The organism is Stutzerimonas frequens (assembly GCF_024448335.1).
Classification (GTDB): Bacteria; Pseudomonadota; Gammaproteobacteria; order Pseudomonadales; family Pseudomonadaceae; genus Stutzerimonas; species Stutzerimonas frequens.
The window spans coordinates 248,252-262,398 of record NZ_JAMOHM010000001.1 but is presented as its reverse complement, the minus strand read 5'-3'; the positions used below and the strand labels follow the sequence as shown (position 1 = coordinate 262,398).

Below are 14,147 nucleotides of genomic sequence, written 5' to 3'. Positions count from 1 at the left end.
GAACTCTAGCAGCGGTCGGGGCAGTGCGGGAGTGCCGTTCGGTCAGTCGGCCTGCAGGCGGATGCGAAAAGCCGCGCCACCGAGCGCTGACTCGCCCAGGCTGAGTTCGCCGCCGTAGCTGTCGAGGATGTCCTTGACCACCGCCAGGCCGATGCCCTGGCCGGGATGCTGGGCGTCGAGGCGTTCGCCACGGCGGATGATGCGCGCGCGCTGGTCCATCGGCACGCCGGGGCCGTCGTCCTCGATGCCGAGCAGCAGGTCGCCGTCATGCGTGCGTGCGCTGATACGGACCTGCCGGAGACAGAGCCGGTAGGCGTTCTCCAGCAAATTGCCGAGCAGCTCCATCAGCGCGCCTTGTTCGATCGGCACCTGGCATGGCTCGGCGAGCTGCATGTCGACCTGCACGTGTTTGTCGCGGTAGACCTTGTCCAGCGTGCTGCACAGGCTGTCGAGCAATGGCCTGAGCTCGACCCGGTGGCGCACCAGGCCGCTCTTGCCAAGGCTGGCGCGCTGCAGCTGATAGCCGATCTGCTGACTCATGCGCTCGATCTGCGCCTGCATCACCTGGGCCTGTTCGCGGCTCTGCGTCTGCGCGGCGAGGGTCTCGCCGACGCCCTGCAGCACGCTGAGCGGCGTCTTCAGGCTGTGCGCCAGGTCGCCCAGGGAGTTGCGGTACTGCTCGCGCTGGCGCCGTTCGCTGTCCAGCAAGCGGTTCAGCGAGCGGGTCAGGCGCAGCAGTTCGCGCGGGTGGTCGTCGCTCAGGCGCTCGCGCTGCCCGGCCTCGACCTGGTCGAGCTCGGCGCTGACCCGCTTGAGGGTGCGAAAGCCCCAGGTCAGGCCGAGCCAGAGCAGGGCCAGCAGCACCAGCAGGCCGCTGCCCAGCCACAGGTAGAGCTGCCGGCGAAACTCCTCGAACAGGCTCAGGTACTCGCTGGTCGGCTGCATGGTGACGAAGCTGAACGCATTGTCGCGGCTGCCGGCCAGGTGCAGCTCGACGTCGTAGGCGAAGTATTCCGTTCCGGCTTCGTCGCGCACGCGCAGGAACTCGCTGGTGCCGCCCTCATAGCGCGGGCGGTAGTCGATGCGCTCGTCGGCGGCCGAGCGGGAACGCCAGACCAGCTTGCCGCGGCGGTCGTAGATGAAACCGAGCAGTCGTGCATCCGGCAGGTTGAACTCCTCGTCCGGCAGCCGCTCGGGCATCTGCAGCCGGCTCTCCTCGACCTGGGCGGCGGTGATCAGCGTATTGGCATCGGCCGCCAGGCGCTGCTCGATGACCCGCTCGAAGGTCAGGCTGAAAGCGCCCTGCAAAACCGGCAGCAGGACCAGCATGAACAGCGCGGCCAGGCTTGCGGCGCCGAGCATCAGACGCAGACGCAGCGACATCGCACCGCCTAGACGGGTTCGTATGCGCGCCTGCAGCCGGCGCCAGCGTCGACTCATCGACAGCGCTCGGTGAACAGATAGCCGAGGCCGCGCACGGTTTCGATGGGCTTCATCGCGCACTGCGCTTCGAGCTTGCGCCGCAGCCGTCCGACCAGCACTTCGATCACGTTCGGGTCGCGCTCCTCGTCGCCGCTGTAGAGCTGCTCCATCAGCCGTTCCTTGGCCACCACCTGCTGCTGGTGACGCATCAGGTATTCGAGGATGCGGTATTCGTAGGCGGTCAGCGCCAGCGGCTCGCCGTTGGCCGTGGCCTGTTTGCGGTTGAGATCGAGCAGCAGTGGGCCGGCTTCGATGGTGGCCTGGGTGAAGCCGCTGGAACGGCGCAGCAGCGCGTTCAGCCGGGCCTCCAGTTCCTCGAACTGGAACGGCTTGACTACATAGTCGTCGGCGCCGGCGGCCAGGCCCTCGACCTTGTCCTGCCAGTTGCCGCGGGCGGTGAGGATCAGGATGGGAAAGGTCTTGCCACGGCTGCGCAGCTGGTGGATCAGGTCCAGCCCGCTGATACCCGGCAGGCCGAGATCGATGACGGCCAGATCGTGGTTGAATTCGTGGGTCTGATACAGCGCTTCTTCGGCGTCCGGCACGGCATCGACGATATGCCCGCTTTCACCGAGCCGCGTCTGCAAGTGGTGGCGCAGCAGCGCCTCGTCTTCCACCACCAGCACCTTCATGTCTTGTGCTCCCTGTGCAAACGGCCGGGCAATGCCCGGCCGTCGTTCAACGTTCTGTCAGCGTAAACGCCATCAGAAGTGATAGTTCAGACCCAGATAGGCCTGCTTGCTGCTGTGCAGGTCGATCGAGCCCAGCTTGCCGACGCCGCGCTCGGAGACTTCGGTTCCGGCGTTGCTGCGCAGGTAGCGGTAACCGGCTTCCACCGAGGTGCTGTCGCCGAGCTTCTGCAGGATACCGGCCTGCAGGCCGACCAGGTAGCCGATGTCGCTGTCGCGGCTGTAGCCCCTGGACTCGTTCTCCAGCTTGGTCAGGCCGGCGCTGGCACCGCCGAACAGGCGGGTGGTGTCGCCCAGCGGGACGAACAGGTCGTAGCTGCCGAGCAGGTTCTGCTGGCGCAGCTTGAAGGTGCTGCCGTAATCGTCCGAGACGTTCTCGTAAGTCATGTAGTAGCGGCCTTCGTCGGTCATCTGACCGGCGCGAACACCCCAGGTGCCGCTGTTCCTGATGGTGTCATCGAAGCGGTTCTCGCCGCCCATGTTCTGCTTCAAGGCGCTGGAACGATCGGTGTTGACGGTGGTTTTACCCCAGGTGAGACCGGCGAAGTTCTCCGCGGCATGGGCGCCGAAGCTGAAGATGCCAAGGGATGTGGCCAGGGCGAGGGTGCTGAGTTTGTTCATCGGTGACTCCGTTTCAGGCAGTGGGAAACTGACGGCCCCTAGCCTGAACGGATGTCACTGAACGCCAACTGAACCCTGCCTGAACCTGCGCTGAACGGATCGGACGCGCCGTGCCGCCGGTCGCCCAGGGCTGGTTTCAGGCGATCTGCTGCGGTTGATCCGGCTCCTCGCGCTCATCGGTATCGCCCGTGCTGCCCGGATAGCGGCGCAGCAGTGGGGGCTGCTCGGCATCGTCGATCCACCACTGCAGTTCGGCTTCGACCTCGGTGTCTGCGGCGATACCAAGGCGGTTGCGTACCGGGCACTGGGATGTTGCGTCAGCGATGAGCGTGCCGCTCTGGGTGCTCTGCGAGGTCCCGGCGCTGCCGCTGGAACGGACCTTCAGGCGGAAGCGAACCTGTTGTCCGCTGCCCTTGAAGCACAGCGAGAGGGCCACGCGGTTGTCCTCGAGCGGTTGCAGCCCTAGGTCGGCCGCGACGGGTGCGCCGGGGGGTGAGGGAGTGGCTGCGAGCAGCCAGGTGAAGAGGGTCATGGTCAGCATCCGTTTTGCTTCCGTTGAGAGCCGGTCCTCGGCTCGGTTGCCACATTACTGCTGAACGATGCTCGCGGTATTGCCGCTGCCGTTCTGGATGATCGTCGCGCTGGCCGGCAGGCGCGTGTAGTCCTGCACCGGCATGCTCTGGGTGATCCGCGCCTCGTTGGCATTGCCCAGCTGGGTGATGCTGGCCTGGTGGCCGAAGTTGCCCTGCTCGATGCTCGCCAGGTTGTCGTTGCCGTTCTGGATGACCGATGCGTTGTTGGACATGAAGCTTTGCGCGATATCGACGCTGTTGCCGCTACCTGTGGACGAACCGCTGATGCGGCCGCCGAAACCGTTCTGATCGACCGTGAGCCGGTTGCTCGTGCCGTTCTGGCTGAAATCCAGCTCGTTGTGGTAGTCGTTCTGCCGGATCTCGGCCAAGTTGTAGCCGCCCGACTGGGCGAGGTTCATGCGGTTGCCGTCGCCCTGGTAGATGTCCGCGAGGTTGCCTGTGCCATCCTGCGAGACGTTCAGCCGCGAGCCTTCGTAATAGCCCTCCTGGCGAAAGGTCAGCACGTTGTCGTCGCCACGCTGCTCGACCTGCGCCGTGACGAAGCTCGTCTGGCTAGCGCTGATCCGGTTGCGGTTGCCGATACTGCTGGCGTTCAGGGTACTGGTGCGTCCGGTCTGCTCGATGGTGGCGACGTTGGCATTGCCGACCTGCTGGAGGTTGGCCACCTTGAAGTAGGCATCGCCGACCTGGGTGATCGCGGCGACATTCAGGTTGCCGTCCTGGCTGACCTCGATCGCGCTGGATTCAACCAGGCCGGTCTGCTGCAACTCGGCGACGTTGTCGGTTCCGCGCTGCTCGAGTTCGATGCTGTTCTCCGCCAGCGCCTGTGACGTGCTGAAGGCGAGCAGGGTGGCGATTGCCGCGGGCTTGATCATCTGGTTCTCCGTGGCCTTTCAGCGGCCCTGCACGATATTGATCTGTTGACCGACGCCGTATTGCGTCACCGCGCTGCGCAGGCCATTGCCGGTCTGTTCGATGCGCGCGTCGTTGTACGCGCCGTATTGGCTGATGCTGGCCTGGTTGTCACTGCCGGACTGGCGGATGGCGGCGTAGTTGCCCTGGCCGACCTGCTCGATGATCGCCAGCAGGTTGTCGCCGTTCTGCAGGATGAACGCTTCCTGGTCGCCGCCTTGCTGTAGCACCCATGCATTCAATGCCTGTCCGTTCTGGGACAGCTCGGCGAGATTGCTTTGGCCAATCTGCTGGATGTAGGCCGCCCGCGCGTCGGTCAGCTGGATGGCAGTGGCAGGCCCGGCGATGCCTCCCGGTGCGAGGTCACCGTTATCCAGCAGGTCGGCTGCCATCAGCGGTGAGCAGATCAGGCCGGCAACGAGGGCGATCAGGCGCTTGGCAGTGGCTGGGACGCAACGGGACATGGGCGTGTACCTGATGGCAGTGGGTGCGATTCTTTAACGCAGCGGGCGAGGCTGAACATCCATCGAACGATGTAAAGGCACGGCGCGCGATGGCGGCCAAGGATTAATGCCTGGCACTGCGCGCGCCGTGCTTGAGCGCTTGGCCCGCACGGCGCACCCGATAGGCCGCCCGTCGCCGCGGCGCTACCGGGACTCCGACGTTCAGGCGCTGCAGGACTTGTCCCAGTCCAGACGGCTGCGCAGCAGATAGGCGGCTTCGGCGCGGTTGGAGGCGCCGATCTTGCGCAGCAGGTTGTGGATATGGCTCTTGATCGTGTGAGGGCTCAAGCACAGCTGCTCGGCGATCTCGGCGTTGGACAGGCCCTTGCCGGCGAGCGTGAGGATCTCGCGCTCGCGCAGGGTCAGGCTGGACTTGCTTTCGGCAAGCTGGCGCATGCGTCGCCATTGGCCAAGCAGGCGCTCGGTGAGAATGCGTGGCAGCCAGTCGCCGCCCTGCAGCAGCACGCGGATGCCTTCGAGCAGGTGTTCGCGTGTCGCGTGGCTGTAGAACACTCCACGGATGACCGGATGCTTCTCGACCAGCTGTTCGGCCTGCTCTGGCACGATGTTCACCAGCGCGACGGGGGTGTGCTCGTCGAGCTGATCGATGAGGCTGGAAATCTGTTCGGCTTCGCTGTGGCCGGCATCGACAAGAAACAGGTCGGCGCCGCGATTCTCCGGTGATTCCAGGCTGGCCAGGGCCACCTCGACCTGGGCCTGCTCGCCGAGGAAGTGGCGGAAGAACAAGCCGAGCAATTCATTGCCGGTTAACAGCGTGACGGTTGGGGAGGTGTTGCCCCGCGTAAGATCCGCGTCCATGTTCGGTACCTAGTCAGTCGGGCGTAATCGTTTAAAAAGCTACTAAACGACCAGCACCTTGCAGCGAAGTTCAGCCGAGCGATGGCGAACGGGCACTATCCGGCCAGCAGGTGCGCAACCTGGCCGAGCGAGGGACGCGTGGCCGGGAGCGTCGCGCGTTTTTGCACGGAACGGCTGCTAAGGTAGCTGCATGACTGACATCCCCGTTGCCGTTTCATCTCGCGAACTCACGGCTCGTGCCCTGCTGACAGGGTTGCTGCTTGGCGCACTGCTGACGCCATCGAACGTCTATTCCGGGCTCAAGATCGGCTGGTCGTTCAATATGTCGGTCATCGCGCTGCTGGTTGGCTTCGCCTTCTGGCAGAGCGTTGCGTCGACCTTCGGCCGCCCACGCTGGACGCTGCTGGAGAGCAACATCACCCAGACCACGGCCTCGTCCTGCGCCTCGATCATCTCCGGTGGGCTGGTGGCACCGATTCCGGCGTACACGCTGCTCACTGGCCAGCAGCTGGGCAGCCCGGCGCTGATGGCCTGGGTGTTCTCGGTGAGCTTTCTCGGCGTATGGGTGGCCTGGTACCTGCGGCCGTCGCTGATCGTCAGCGCGGGCCTGCGCTTTCCCGAGGGCATGGCGACACTGGCGACGCTGCAACAGATTTTCAGCCATGGGGCCGAGGCCGGACGCCGATTGTGGGTGCTGGGCGGTGCGGCACTGTTGTCGGCAGCGGTCAAGCTGATGGATACCTTTGTCTGGATGCTGCCGCGCTGGGCGCCCTCGACGCATCTGGAGCGGCTGACCTTCACGTTCGAGCCGTCGCTGTTGCTGGTCGGCTTCGGCGGCATCATCGGTTTGCGCGTTGGGCTCTCGTTGCTGCTCGGCGCCCTGCTGGCGTGGGGGCTGTTGGCTCCCTGGCTGCTGGCCGAGGGCCTGGTGCGGTTGCCGGCGGCGGCCGACGGCCCGCAGTTCGCGGTACTGATCGAATGGTTGCTGTGGCCCGGCGTCAGCCTGATGGTCTGTGCCACCCTGACTTCTCTAGGCGTACGCCTGCTGCGCCCGCGCGCCATGGCGAAACGCGGCGACTGGCGCCTGCCGCGAGTGGCGCTGTGGCCGGCTGTCGGCCTCGGGCTTGCGGTGGTGCTGGTGGTGATGCTGCAGATAGGCCTGTTCGGCATTCATCCCGGCCTGGCGCTGCTGTCGATTCCGCTGGCGCTGCTGCTGGCGACAGTCGCGGCTCGGGTGGTCGGCGCCACCGGCATTCCGCCGATTGGTGCCATCGGCCAGCTGTCGCAGCTGGGTTTTGGTGTGTTCGCCCCCGGCCAGGTGCCGGTGAACCTGATGAGCGCCAATACCGCCGGCGGCGCCGCCGGGCAGTGCACCGATCTGCTCAACGACTTCAAGGTCGGGCACGCCATCGGCGCGGCACCTGGCCGTCAGGCCGTGGCGCAGTGTCTGGGCATCCTGCTCGGCAGTGTGGTCGGGGTGCTGGCCTATCAGCTGTTGATCCCCGATCCGCAGAGCATGCTGATCACGCCGGAATGGCCCGCGCCGGCGGTCGCTACCTGGAAGGCCGTGGCCGAGGCACTGACCGGTGGGCTCGGCGCACTGCCGCTCGACGTGCGCTGGGCGATGCTGGTCGGTGCGCTCTGTGGCGTGACGCTCGGGGCTCTGGAAGCCTTGCTGCCGGAGCGTCGTGTGCATTGGCTACCCAGCTCCGCGGCGCTCGGTCTGGCTTTCATCATCCCGGCGTCGATCTCGCTGATGATGACCTTTGGCGCCGTGCTGGCCTGGTGTTTCGTCTCGCGCTGGCGCAGCCTCGGCGAGCGTTTCGTGATCGTTGCTGCCGCGGGGCTGGTGGCGGGCGAAAGCATGGCGGGCGTCGGTGCATCGCTCTGGCAGTTGCTGAGCTGAATCATTCTGCCGCACAGCCTGTCGTACCCCTTGTAGCCAGCAAGGGGAGAGGTATGTCCGAACCAACGTCAGCAGACGACAACAAGCAGGTCGCCAACCGCGCCATGGTTCAGGCGGCCGTGCTCGCGACCGTGGTACTGCTGTGCATCGTCGCCTGGCTGGCGTTCGATTTCCTGCTGCTGCTGTTCGCATCCATTCTCTTCGGTGTGCTGATCCATGGCGTGAGCCAATGGCTGGGCTGCCGCACGCCGCTGTCCTACAAGGCGTCCATGGGCCTGTTCTTTGTCGTCACGCTGCTCGGCCTGGGAGGTGCAGGCTGGCTGGTGGCGCCGAGTATTGCCGAGCAGGCCGATGCGTTGTCCGATTCACTGCCGGAGGCCGTCGAGCGGCTGCGTGAGCGAGCGCAGCAACTGCCCTGGACCAATGAGTTATTGCAGCAGCGTGAACGCATCGAGGACTCCCTGCCCGACGGCTCCAGTGCCTTCAGTGTGGTGAGCAAGGTGATGGGCTCGGTGGCCGGGGCGCTGAGCAGCTTCGTGATTGCCTTCGCCATCGGTGTTTGCCTCGCCATCAACCCGCCGATCTATGTCTGCGGCCTGCTCAAGCTGGTGCCGCTGAGCTATCGCCCGCGCGCCGCCGAGGTGCTCGACGAGAGCGGGGCGACGCTGCGCGCCTGGCTGCTGGCCAAGCTGCTAGAGATGCTGTTGATCGGCGTGCTGACCACCCTCGGTCTCTGGCTGCTGGGCATCGAACTGGCCCTGGTGCTCGGGCTGATCGCCGGGCTGCTGTCGTTCATTCCCAACATCGGTCCGGTGTTGGCGGTGATTCCGGCACTGCTGCTGGCCTCGCTGGAGGGCGGCCGCACGGTGCTCTATGTTGCCGCGCTCTATCTGTTCGTCCAGGCGCTGGAAAGCTATGTGTTCACGCCCTGGATGCAGCAGCGCATCGTCTCGGTGCCGCCGGCACTGACCATCGGCGTGCAGCTGCTGTTCGGCCTGCTTGCCGGCACCTTGGGGTTGCTGCTGGCGACGCCGTTGGCGGCGGTCGGCATGGTGCTGGTGCGCATGCTGTATGTCGAGGATCTGCTCGGTGACCGCGAGCAGCTGACCAACGGTTCCTCCTAGCGTCCGCTCTGCGCTGCCGCCTGCGCGGGGAGTTCATGTTTTGTAAAGGCGGCCGAGGAAACCCCTGGCCGGCCCTGCTGCCGGAATCTGTGTACCCACAGAACGATGGCAGGAGACGAATCATGAACATGCACAAGATCGCGGCACTCACCCTGGCGGGACTGCTTTCCGGCGCGGCATTCGCGGCTGACAACACCGGCACCGGCGCCGATACCGGCCACCGCGATTCGAAGGGACATAGTACCGAGCAGCCTGGAACCATGGGTGGCACGGGCAACGGCATGGATTCGACCTCCGATACCGGCAAAATGCCGGACGAGACTGAGCGCCCGGCGACCACACACGGCAGCGATCACGGCACCGGCGTCGGTTCTGGGGGCGATGGTGCGTCCGGTAAGCAGGGCACGACCGGTACCGGCGGCGAGGGCGGTGCACGCGGCGCCTACTGATCCCGGCAATACGACGACCTGGCAAGGCGCTCCCTTGCCGGGTCGTTTTATGTCTGGCCTGCGACCGCCCGACCGACAGTCGCGGCGCCGCTGAAACCTTGGCGGCGTGGGTATGCCGAAAGCGTTATAGAGACGCTCGGAGGTGCGACGATGAGTATTCTGCGTGACGGCATGCTGCTGCTTTCGCTGGCGTTCGCTGTCGGCGCCATGGCCGATGGCACCGGCCCCACCCAGCCGGACAAGGCGCGCCAGCACCCGCTGGACAACAGCGCGCCGCGTGACGATTCGATGGAGCAGCCGAGGCAGCGACCCCAGCGCGATCAAACTCCCGTGCTGCAGCCGCGTCAGGCGCCGATCGAAACCGATGTTCCACCCCAGCTCGATCCGGCGGACGAGCAGCCCGGCACCGATGAGGATGCCGCGGCCCCGCGTGCGCTGCGCAGCTAGTCCGTCGCGGTGCGCCGGACGGAAGTCGCAGCAACGAAAAAGGGAGGCCGAAGCCTCCCTTTTAGTTCAGTGCACCACGTCAGCGAATCAGAACAGCACGCGGCTGCGGATGGTGCCGTTGACGTGCTGCAGCTTCTCCAGCGCCAGGTCGGAGTATTCCTTGTCGACGTCGATGACGACGTAACCGACCTTCTCGTTGGTCTGCAGGAACTGGCCGCAGATGTTGATGCCGTTGTCGGCGAAGACCTTGTTGATCTCGCTCATCACGCCCGGAATGTTCTGGTGGATGTGCAGCAGGCGGTGCTTGCCCGGGTGCGACGGCAGGGCGACTTCCGGGAAGTTGACCGAGGACACCGAGGTGCCGTTGTCGCTGTACTTGACCAGCTTCTCGGCGACTTCCAGGCCGATGTTGGCCTGTGCTTCGGCAGTCGAGCCACCGATGTGCGGGGTCAGGATCACGCGATCCAGGCCGCGCAGCGGGCTTTCGAACTCCTCGTCGTTGGACCTGGGTTCGACCGGGAACACGTCGATGGCGGCGCCGATCAGGTGCTCGTCCTTGATCGCGGCGGCCAGGTGATCCAGCTCGACCACGGTGCCGCGGGCAGCGTTGATCAGGATGCCGCCCTTCTTCATGGCGCGGATTTCCTTCTCGCCGATCATCCACTGGGTGGACGGCAGCTCCGGAACGTGCAGCGAGACGATGTCGCACATGCCCAGCAGCTCGTACAGCGAGCCGATCTGGGTGGCGTTGCCCAGCGGCAGCTTGGTCACCACGTCATAGAAGAAGACCTGCATACCCAGCGCTTCGGCCAGTACCGACAACTGCGTACCGATGGAGCCGTAGCCGATGATGCCCAGCTTCTTGCCGCGGATCTCGAAGGAGTTGGCCGCCGACTTGATCCAGCCGCCGCGATGGCAGGAGGCGTTCTTCTCGGGGATGCCGCGCAGCAGCAGGATAGCCTCGGCCAGCACCAGTTCGGCTACCGAACGGGTATTGGAGTAGGGCGCGTTGAATACCGCGATGCCGCGCTCGCGAGCGGCGTTGAGATCGACCTGGTTGGTGCCGATGCAGAAGCAGCCGACGGCGATCAGTTTCTTGGCCGCGTCGAAGACTTCCTCGGTCAGCTGGGTGCGCGAGCGGATGCCGATGAAATGGGCGTCGGCGATCTTTTCCTTCAGCTCATCGCCGGACAGCGCGGTCTTGAGGTACTCGATGTTGGTATAGCCGGCCGCCTTCAGGGTGTCGACAGCGTTCTGGTGCACGCCTTCGAGAAGAAGGAACTTGATCTTGCTCTTGTCGAGAGAGGTCTGGCTCATCTGTATTAAAACCTTAAGGCCGAAGGATAGGACTGAAGTGTCCAGCGAAGGCTGGCCGACCCGTCATTAGCGGTGTCGGGAGTCTGCCGAGGCACGTTTCAAAGGGGTGCGTATGCTAGCATACGAGCCCCTCGAAACACCCCCACCCCTGTGCTGAAGCGTGCTCAGGGTGACCATGAATCGTATGAGAGTTCCCGTGATGACCGACCCCGCCCTGATCGATGAGCTGAAAACCCTGGTCGAGCCCGGCAAAGTGCTGACCGACGCCGATTCGCTGAATGCCTACGGCAAGGACTGGACCAAGCATTTCGCTCCGGCACCCTCGGCCATCGTCTTTCCCAAGAGCATCGAGCAGGTCCAGGCCATCGTGCGCTGGGCCAATGAGCGCAAGGTCGCGCTGGTGCCCTCGGGCGGTCGCACCGGGCTGTCCGCAGCGGCAGTGGCGGCCAATGGCGAGGTGGTGGTGTCCTTCGACTATATGAACCAGATTCTCGAATTCAACGAGATGGATCGCACCGCCGTCTGCCAGCCCGGCGTGGTCACCGCCCAGCTGCAGCAGTTCGCCGAGGACAAGGGCCTGTACTACCCGGTGGACTTCGCCTCCGCCGGCTCCAGCCAGATCGGCGGCAACATTGGCACCAACGCCGGTGGCATCAAGGTGATCCGCTACGGCATGACCCGCAACTGGGTCGCCGGCATGAAGGTCGTGACCGGCAAGGGCGATCTGCTGGAGCTGAACAAGGACCTGATCAAGAACGCCACCGGCTACGACCTGCGCCAGCTGTTCATCGGCGCCGAGGGCACCCTGGGCTTCGTCGTCGAGGCGACCATGCGCCTGGAGCGCCAGCCGACCAACCTCACCGCGCTGGTGCTGGGCACCCCGGATTTCGAGTCGATCATGCCGGTGCTGCACGCCTTCCAGGACAAACTGGACCTCACTGCCTTCGAGTTCTTCTCCGACAAGGCGCTGGCCAAGGTGCTCGGTCGCGGCGACGTGCCGGCGCCGTTCGAAACCGACTGCCCGTTCTATGCACTGCTGGAATTCGAGGCCACCACCGACGAGCGTGCCGACCAGGCACTGGCGACCTTCGAGCATTGCGTCGAGCAGGGCTGGGTGCTCGATGGCGTGATAAGCCAGAGCGAGCAGCAGCTGCAGAATCTGTGGAAGCTGCGCGAGTACATCTCCGAGACCATCAGCCACTGGACGCCGTACAAGAACGACATCTCGGTGACCATCGCCAAGGTGCCGGCCTTCCTCAAGGAAATCGACGCCATCGTCGGCGAGCATTACCCGGATTTCGAGATCGTCTGGTTCGGCCATATCGGCGATGGCAACCTGCACCTGAATATCCTCAAGCCCGATGCCATGGACAAGGACGAGTTCTTCGGCAAGTGCGCGACGGTGAACAAGTGGGTATTCGAGACCGTGCAGAAGTACAACGGCTCGATCTCCGCCGAACACGGCGTCGGCATGACCAAGCGCGACTACCTCGAGTACAGCCGCTCGCCGGCCGAAATCGAATACATGAAAGCGGTGAAGGCGGTGTTCGATCCGAACGGCATCATGAACCCCGGCAAGATCTTCGCGGCCTGAGTGGCCCACCGACCCAAGGAGTCCTCGATGAGCTACCAGCACCACTACACCGACGGCACGCCGATCCACTACCCGCTGGGCAAGGTGGTCTGCATCGGCCGCAACTATGCCGAGCACGCCAAGGAACTGAACAACCCGGTGCCGACCGAGCCGCTGCTGTTCATCAAGGCCGGCAGCTGCAGCGTGCCGCTGGAAGGCGGCTTCAGCATCCCCAGCGATCGTGGTGCGGTGCACTACGAGGCGGAAATTGCCGTGCTGATCGGCAAGCCGCTGTCGCGCAAGCCGAACGAGGAAGAGGTGCGCGATGCCATTTCCGGCTTCGCCCCGGCGCTGGACCTGACCCTGCGCGACGTGCAGGCCAGGCTCAAGGAAAAGGGCCACCCATGGGAGATCGCCAAGAGTTTCGACGGTGCCTGCGTGCTGGCGCCGTTCGTGCCGGGCGACGCGGTGGAGGATCTGGGCGACATCGGCATCCGCCTGACCATCAATGGCGAAGTCCGCCAGGACGGCAACAGCAGCCAGATGCTCAATGCCATCCTGCCGCTGCTGCAGCACATTGCCGGGCATTTCAGCCTGCAGCCGGGCGACGTGGTACTGACCGGCACGCCGGCCGGTGTCGGCCCGCTCAACCAGGGCGATGAGCTGGTGCTGGAGCTGGTCGGCCTGTCCCGCTTCGAGAGCCGCGTGCTCTGATCCATCGACGCGGCGGGATTCACCCGCCGCGTTTGCCGCTTCTTTGCGAACCGTTCTCGTGTTGTAATCCAGCACCCTCCGCTGGAACGCTTTCCATGCCCGTTCGTTATTCCCGTTGGCGCCTGCTCGTGGCTGGCGTCCTGTTGCTGCTGTTCGTCGCGCTGCTCGTCGCAGGCCGCCTGCTGCACTGGGATGACCAGCTGCGGCTGTACTGGGGCGAACGTTCGGTCACTGCCGAACAGCGTGCTGCCGGCATCTGGCTGCCGGACTACGAATTGGCGCTGGAGACGACGCTGGCCGGGCTGGAAGACGAGGAAACCTCGGGGCTGACTTGGAATCCGCTGAGCGGCACGCTGTTCACGGTCACCGGTGAGCAGCTGGTCGAGTTCAGCCCTGCTGGCGTGGTGCTACGCCGGATCGCGCTGAATGGCTTCGCCGACCCGGAAGCGGTGGAAGCGCTGAGTGATGGCCGTCTGGCGATCGTCGACGAGCGTCGCCGGCTGGTGGCAGTGTTCCATCTGCAGCCGGACGTGGAAACCCTGGAGCTGGACGACTTGGCCAGTTACGACCTTGGCTTCGCCGATGCCGGCAACAAGGGCTTCGAGGGGCTGGCCTGGAATCCGCGTACGCAGCGCCTGCTGCTGGCCAAGGAACGTGACCCGCAGGGCCTGTTCGAGCTGCCATTTCCGGGTGAGGACGGCGCGCCCGGCGCACTGCAGGCACTGTCCAGCCAACCGCTGCTGGTACGCGACATTTCCTCTGTCGCCATCGACCCGCGCAGCGGCCATACGCTGATGCTTTCCGACGAGTCGCGGCTGCTGGTGGAGCTGGACCTGCAGGGCAAGCCGCGCAGCTTCATCAGCCTGTTCGGCGGGCTCAACGGCTTAGTGCAGGGCATCGAGCAGGCAGAAGGCGTGGCGATGGATGGCGAGGGCAACATCTATGTGGTCGGTGAACCCAACCACTTCTACGTATTCAGCCGCAAGCGCTGAGTCGCT

The 14,147-nt window shown here is 65.0% G+C and carries 15 protein-coding genes; 7 read left to right on the top strand and 8 right to left on the bottom strand.

The features are described 5' to 3' along the window. Positions 1-42: 42 nt before the first annotated feature. The 7 genes from NAO55_RS01240 to NAO55_RS01210 all read right to left on the bottom strand — a co-directional run bounded on the left by NAO55_RS01240 (position 43) and on the right by NAO55_RS01210 (position 5,547). Positions 43-1,440, bottom strand: a complete 1,398-nt coding sequence (locus tag NAO55_RS01240) for an ATP-binding protein (RefSeq protein ID WP_102839470.1) — start codon at positions 1,438-1,440, stop codon at positions 43-45. Further along, complete coding sequence (locus tag NAO55_RS01235; RefSeq protein WP_102839471.1) at positions 1,437-2,114, bottom strand: response regulator; 678 nt, start codon at positions 2,112-2,114, stop codon at positions 1,437-1,439. Before NAO55_RS01235 ends, NAO55_RS01240 begins: the two co-directional genes overlap by 4 nt. Before the next feature lie 72 nt (positions 2,115-2,186). Next, positions 2,187-2,792 (bottom strand): putative outer membrane beta-barrel protein, encoded by a 606-nt coding sequence (locus NAO55_RS01230; RefSeq protein ID WP_102839472.1) that lies wholly within the window; start codon positions 2,790-2,792, stop codon positions 2,187-2,189. Between the two features lie 136 nt (positions 2,793-2,928). Further along, entirely contained in the window at positions 2,929-3,333 is a 405-nt protein-coding gene (locus tag NAO55_RS01225; protein ID WP_102839473.1) for a hypothetical protein, read from the bottom strand. 45 nt (positions 3,334-3,378) lie between these two features. After that, the gene (locus NAO55_RS01220) at positions 3,379-4,260 is read right to left on the bottom strand and encodes a hypothetical protein (RefSeq protein WP_102839474.1); all 882 of its coding nucleotides are present in this window, start codon (positions 4,258-4,260) and stop codon (positions 3,379-3,381) included. An 18-nt stretch (positions 4,261-4,278) separates the two neighbouring features. Beyond that, positions 4,279-4,761: a curli production assembly protein CsgB gene (locus NAO55_RS01215; protein WP_102839475.1), complete on the bottom strand. Its 483-nt coding sequence runs from the start codon at positions 4,759-4,761 to the stop codon at positions 4,279-4,281. Between the two features lie 201 nt (positions 4,762-4,962). Continuing rightward, entirely contained in the window at positions 4,963-5,547 is a 585-nt protein-coding gene (locus NAO55_RS01210; protein ID WP_102839682.1) for a helix-turn-helix transcriptional regulator, read from the bottom strand. A gap of 262 nt (positions 5,548-5,809) precedes the next feature. Here NAO55_RS01210 and NAO55_RS01205 point away from each other — a divergent pair, with 262 nt between their 5' ends. The 4 genes from NAO55_RS01205 to NAO55_RS01190 all read left to right on the top strand — a co-directional run bounded on the left by NAO55_RS01205 (position 5,810) and on the right by NAO55_RS01190 (position 9,545). After that, positions 5,810-7,525: an OPT/YSL family transporter gene (locus NAO55_RS01205; protein ID WP_102839476.1), complete on the top strand. Its 1,716-nt coding sequence runs from the start codon at positions 5,810-5,812 to the stop codon at positions 7,523-7,525. A 53-nt stretch (positions 7,526-7,578) separates the two neighbouring features. Continuing rightward, a complete protein-coding gene (locus tag NAO55_RS01200; protein WP_102839477.1) occupies positions 7,579-8,649 on the top strand; it encodes an AI-2E family transporter in 1,071 nt (356 codons plus the stop codon). Positions 8,650-8,771: 122 nt separating this feature from the next. Beyond that, positions 8,772-9,098 carry a hypothetical protein gene (locus tag NAO55_RS01195; RefSeq protein WP_102839478.1) on the top strand — a complete coding sequence of 109 codons (327 nt, stop codon included), beginning with the start codon at positions 8,772-8,774 and terminating at the stop codon, positions 9,096-9,098. A gap of 150 nt (positions 9,099-9,248) precedes the next feature. Beyond that, positions 9,249-9,545: a hypothetical protein gene (locus NAO55_RS01190; RefSeq protein ID WP_102839479.1), complete on the top strand. Its 297-nt coding sequence runs from the start codon at positions 9,249-9,251 to the stop codon at positions 9,543-9,545. Between the two features lie 87 nt (positions 9,546-9,632). Here NAO55_RS01190 and serA read toward each other — a convergent pair whose 3' ends face one another. Next, entirely contained in the window at positions 9,633-10,862 is a 1,230-nt protein-coding gene (gene serA, locus NAO55_RS01185) for a phosphoglycerate dehydrogenase (protein ID WP_063539496.1), read from the bottom strand. A gap of 199 nt (positions 10,863-11,061) precedes the next feature. On the opposite strand from serA, the gene NAO55_RS01180 reads away from it, so the two are divergent. The 3 genes from NAO55_RS01180 to NAO55_RS01170 all read left to right on the top strand — a co-directional run bounded on the left by NAO55_RS01180 (position 11,062) and on the right by NAO55_RS01170 (position 14,141). After that, the gene (locus tag NAO55_RS01180; protein WP_102839480.1) at positions 11,062-12,456 is read left to right on the top strand and encodes a D-2-hydroxyglutarate dehydrogenase; all 1,395 of its coding nucleotides are present in this window, start codon (positions 11,062-11,064) and stop codon (positions 12,454-12,456) included. A 27-nt stretch (positions 12,457-12,483) separates the two neighbouring features. After that, on the top strand, positions 12,484-13,149 hold the full coding sequence (locus NAO55_RS01175; protein ID WP_102839481.1) for a fumarylacetoacetate hydrolase family protein: 666 nt from the start codon (positions 12,484-12,486) through the stop codon (positions 13,147-13,149). Between the two features lie 95 nt (positions 13,150-13,244). Further along, positions 13,245-14,141, top strand: a complete 897-nt coding sequence (locus NAO55_RS01170) for an SdiA-regulated domain-containing protein (RefSeq protein WP_102839482.1) — start codon at positions 13,245-13,247, stop codon at positions 14,139-14,141. Positions 14,142-14,147: the final 6 nt, after the last annotated feature.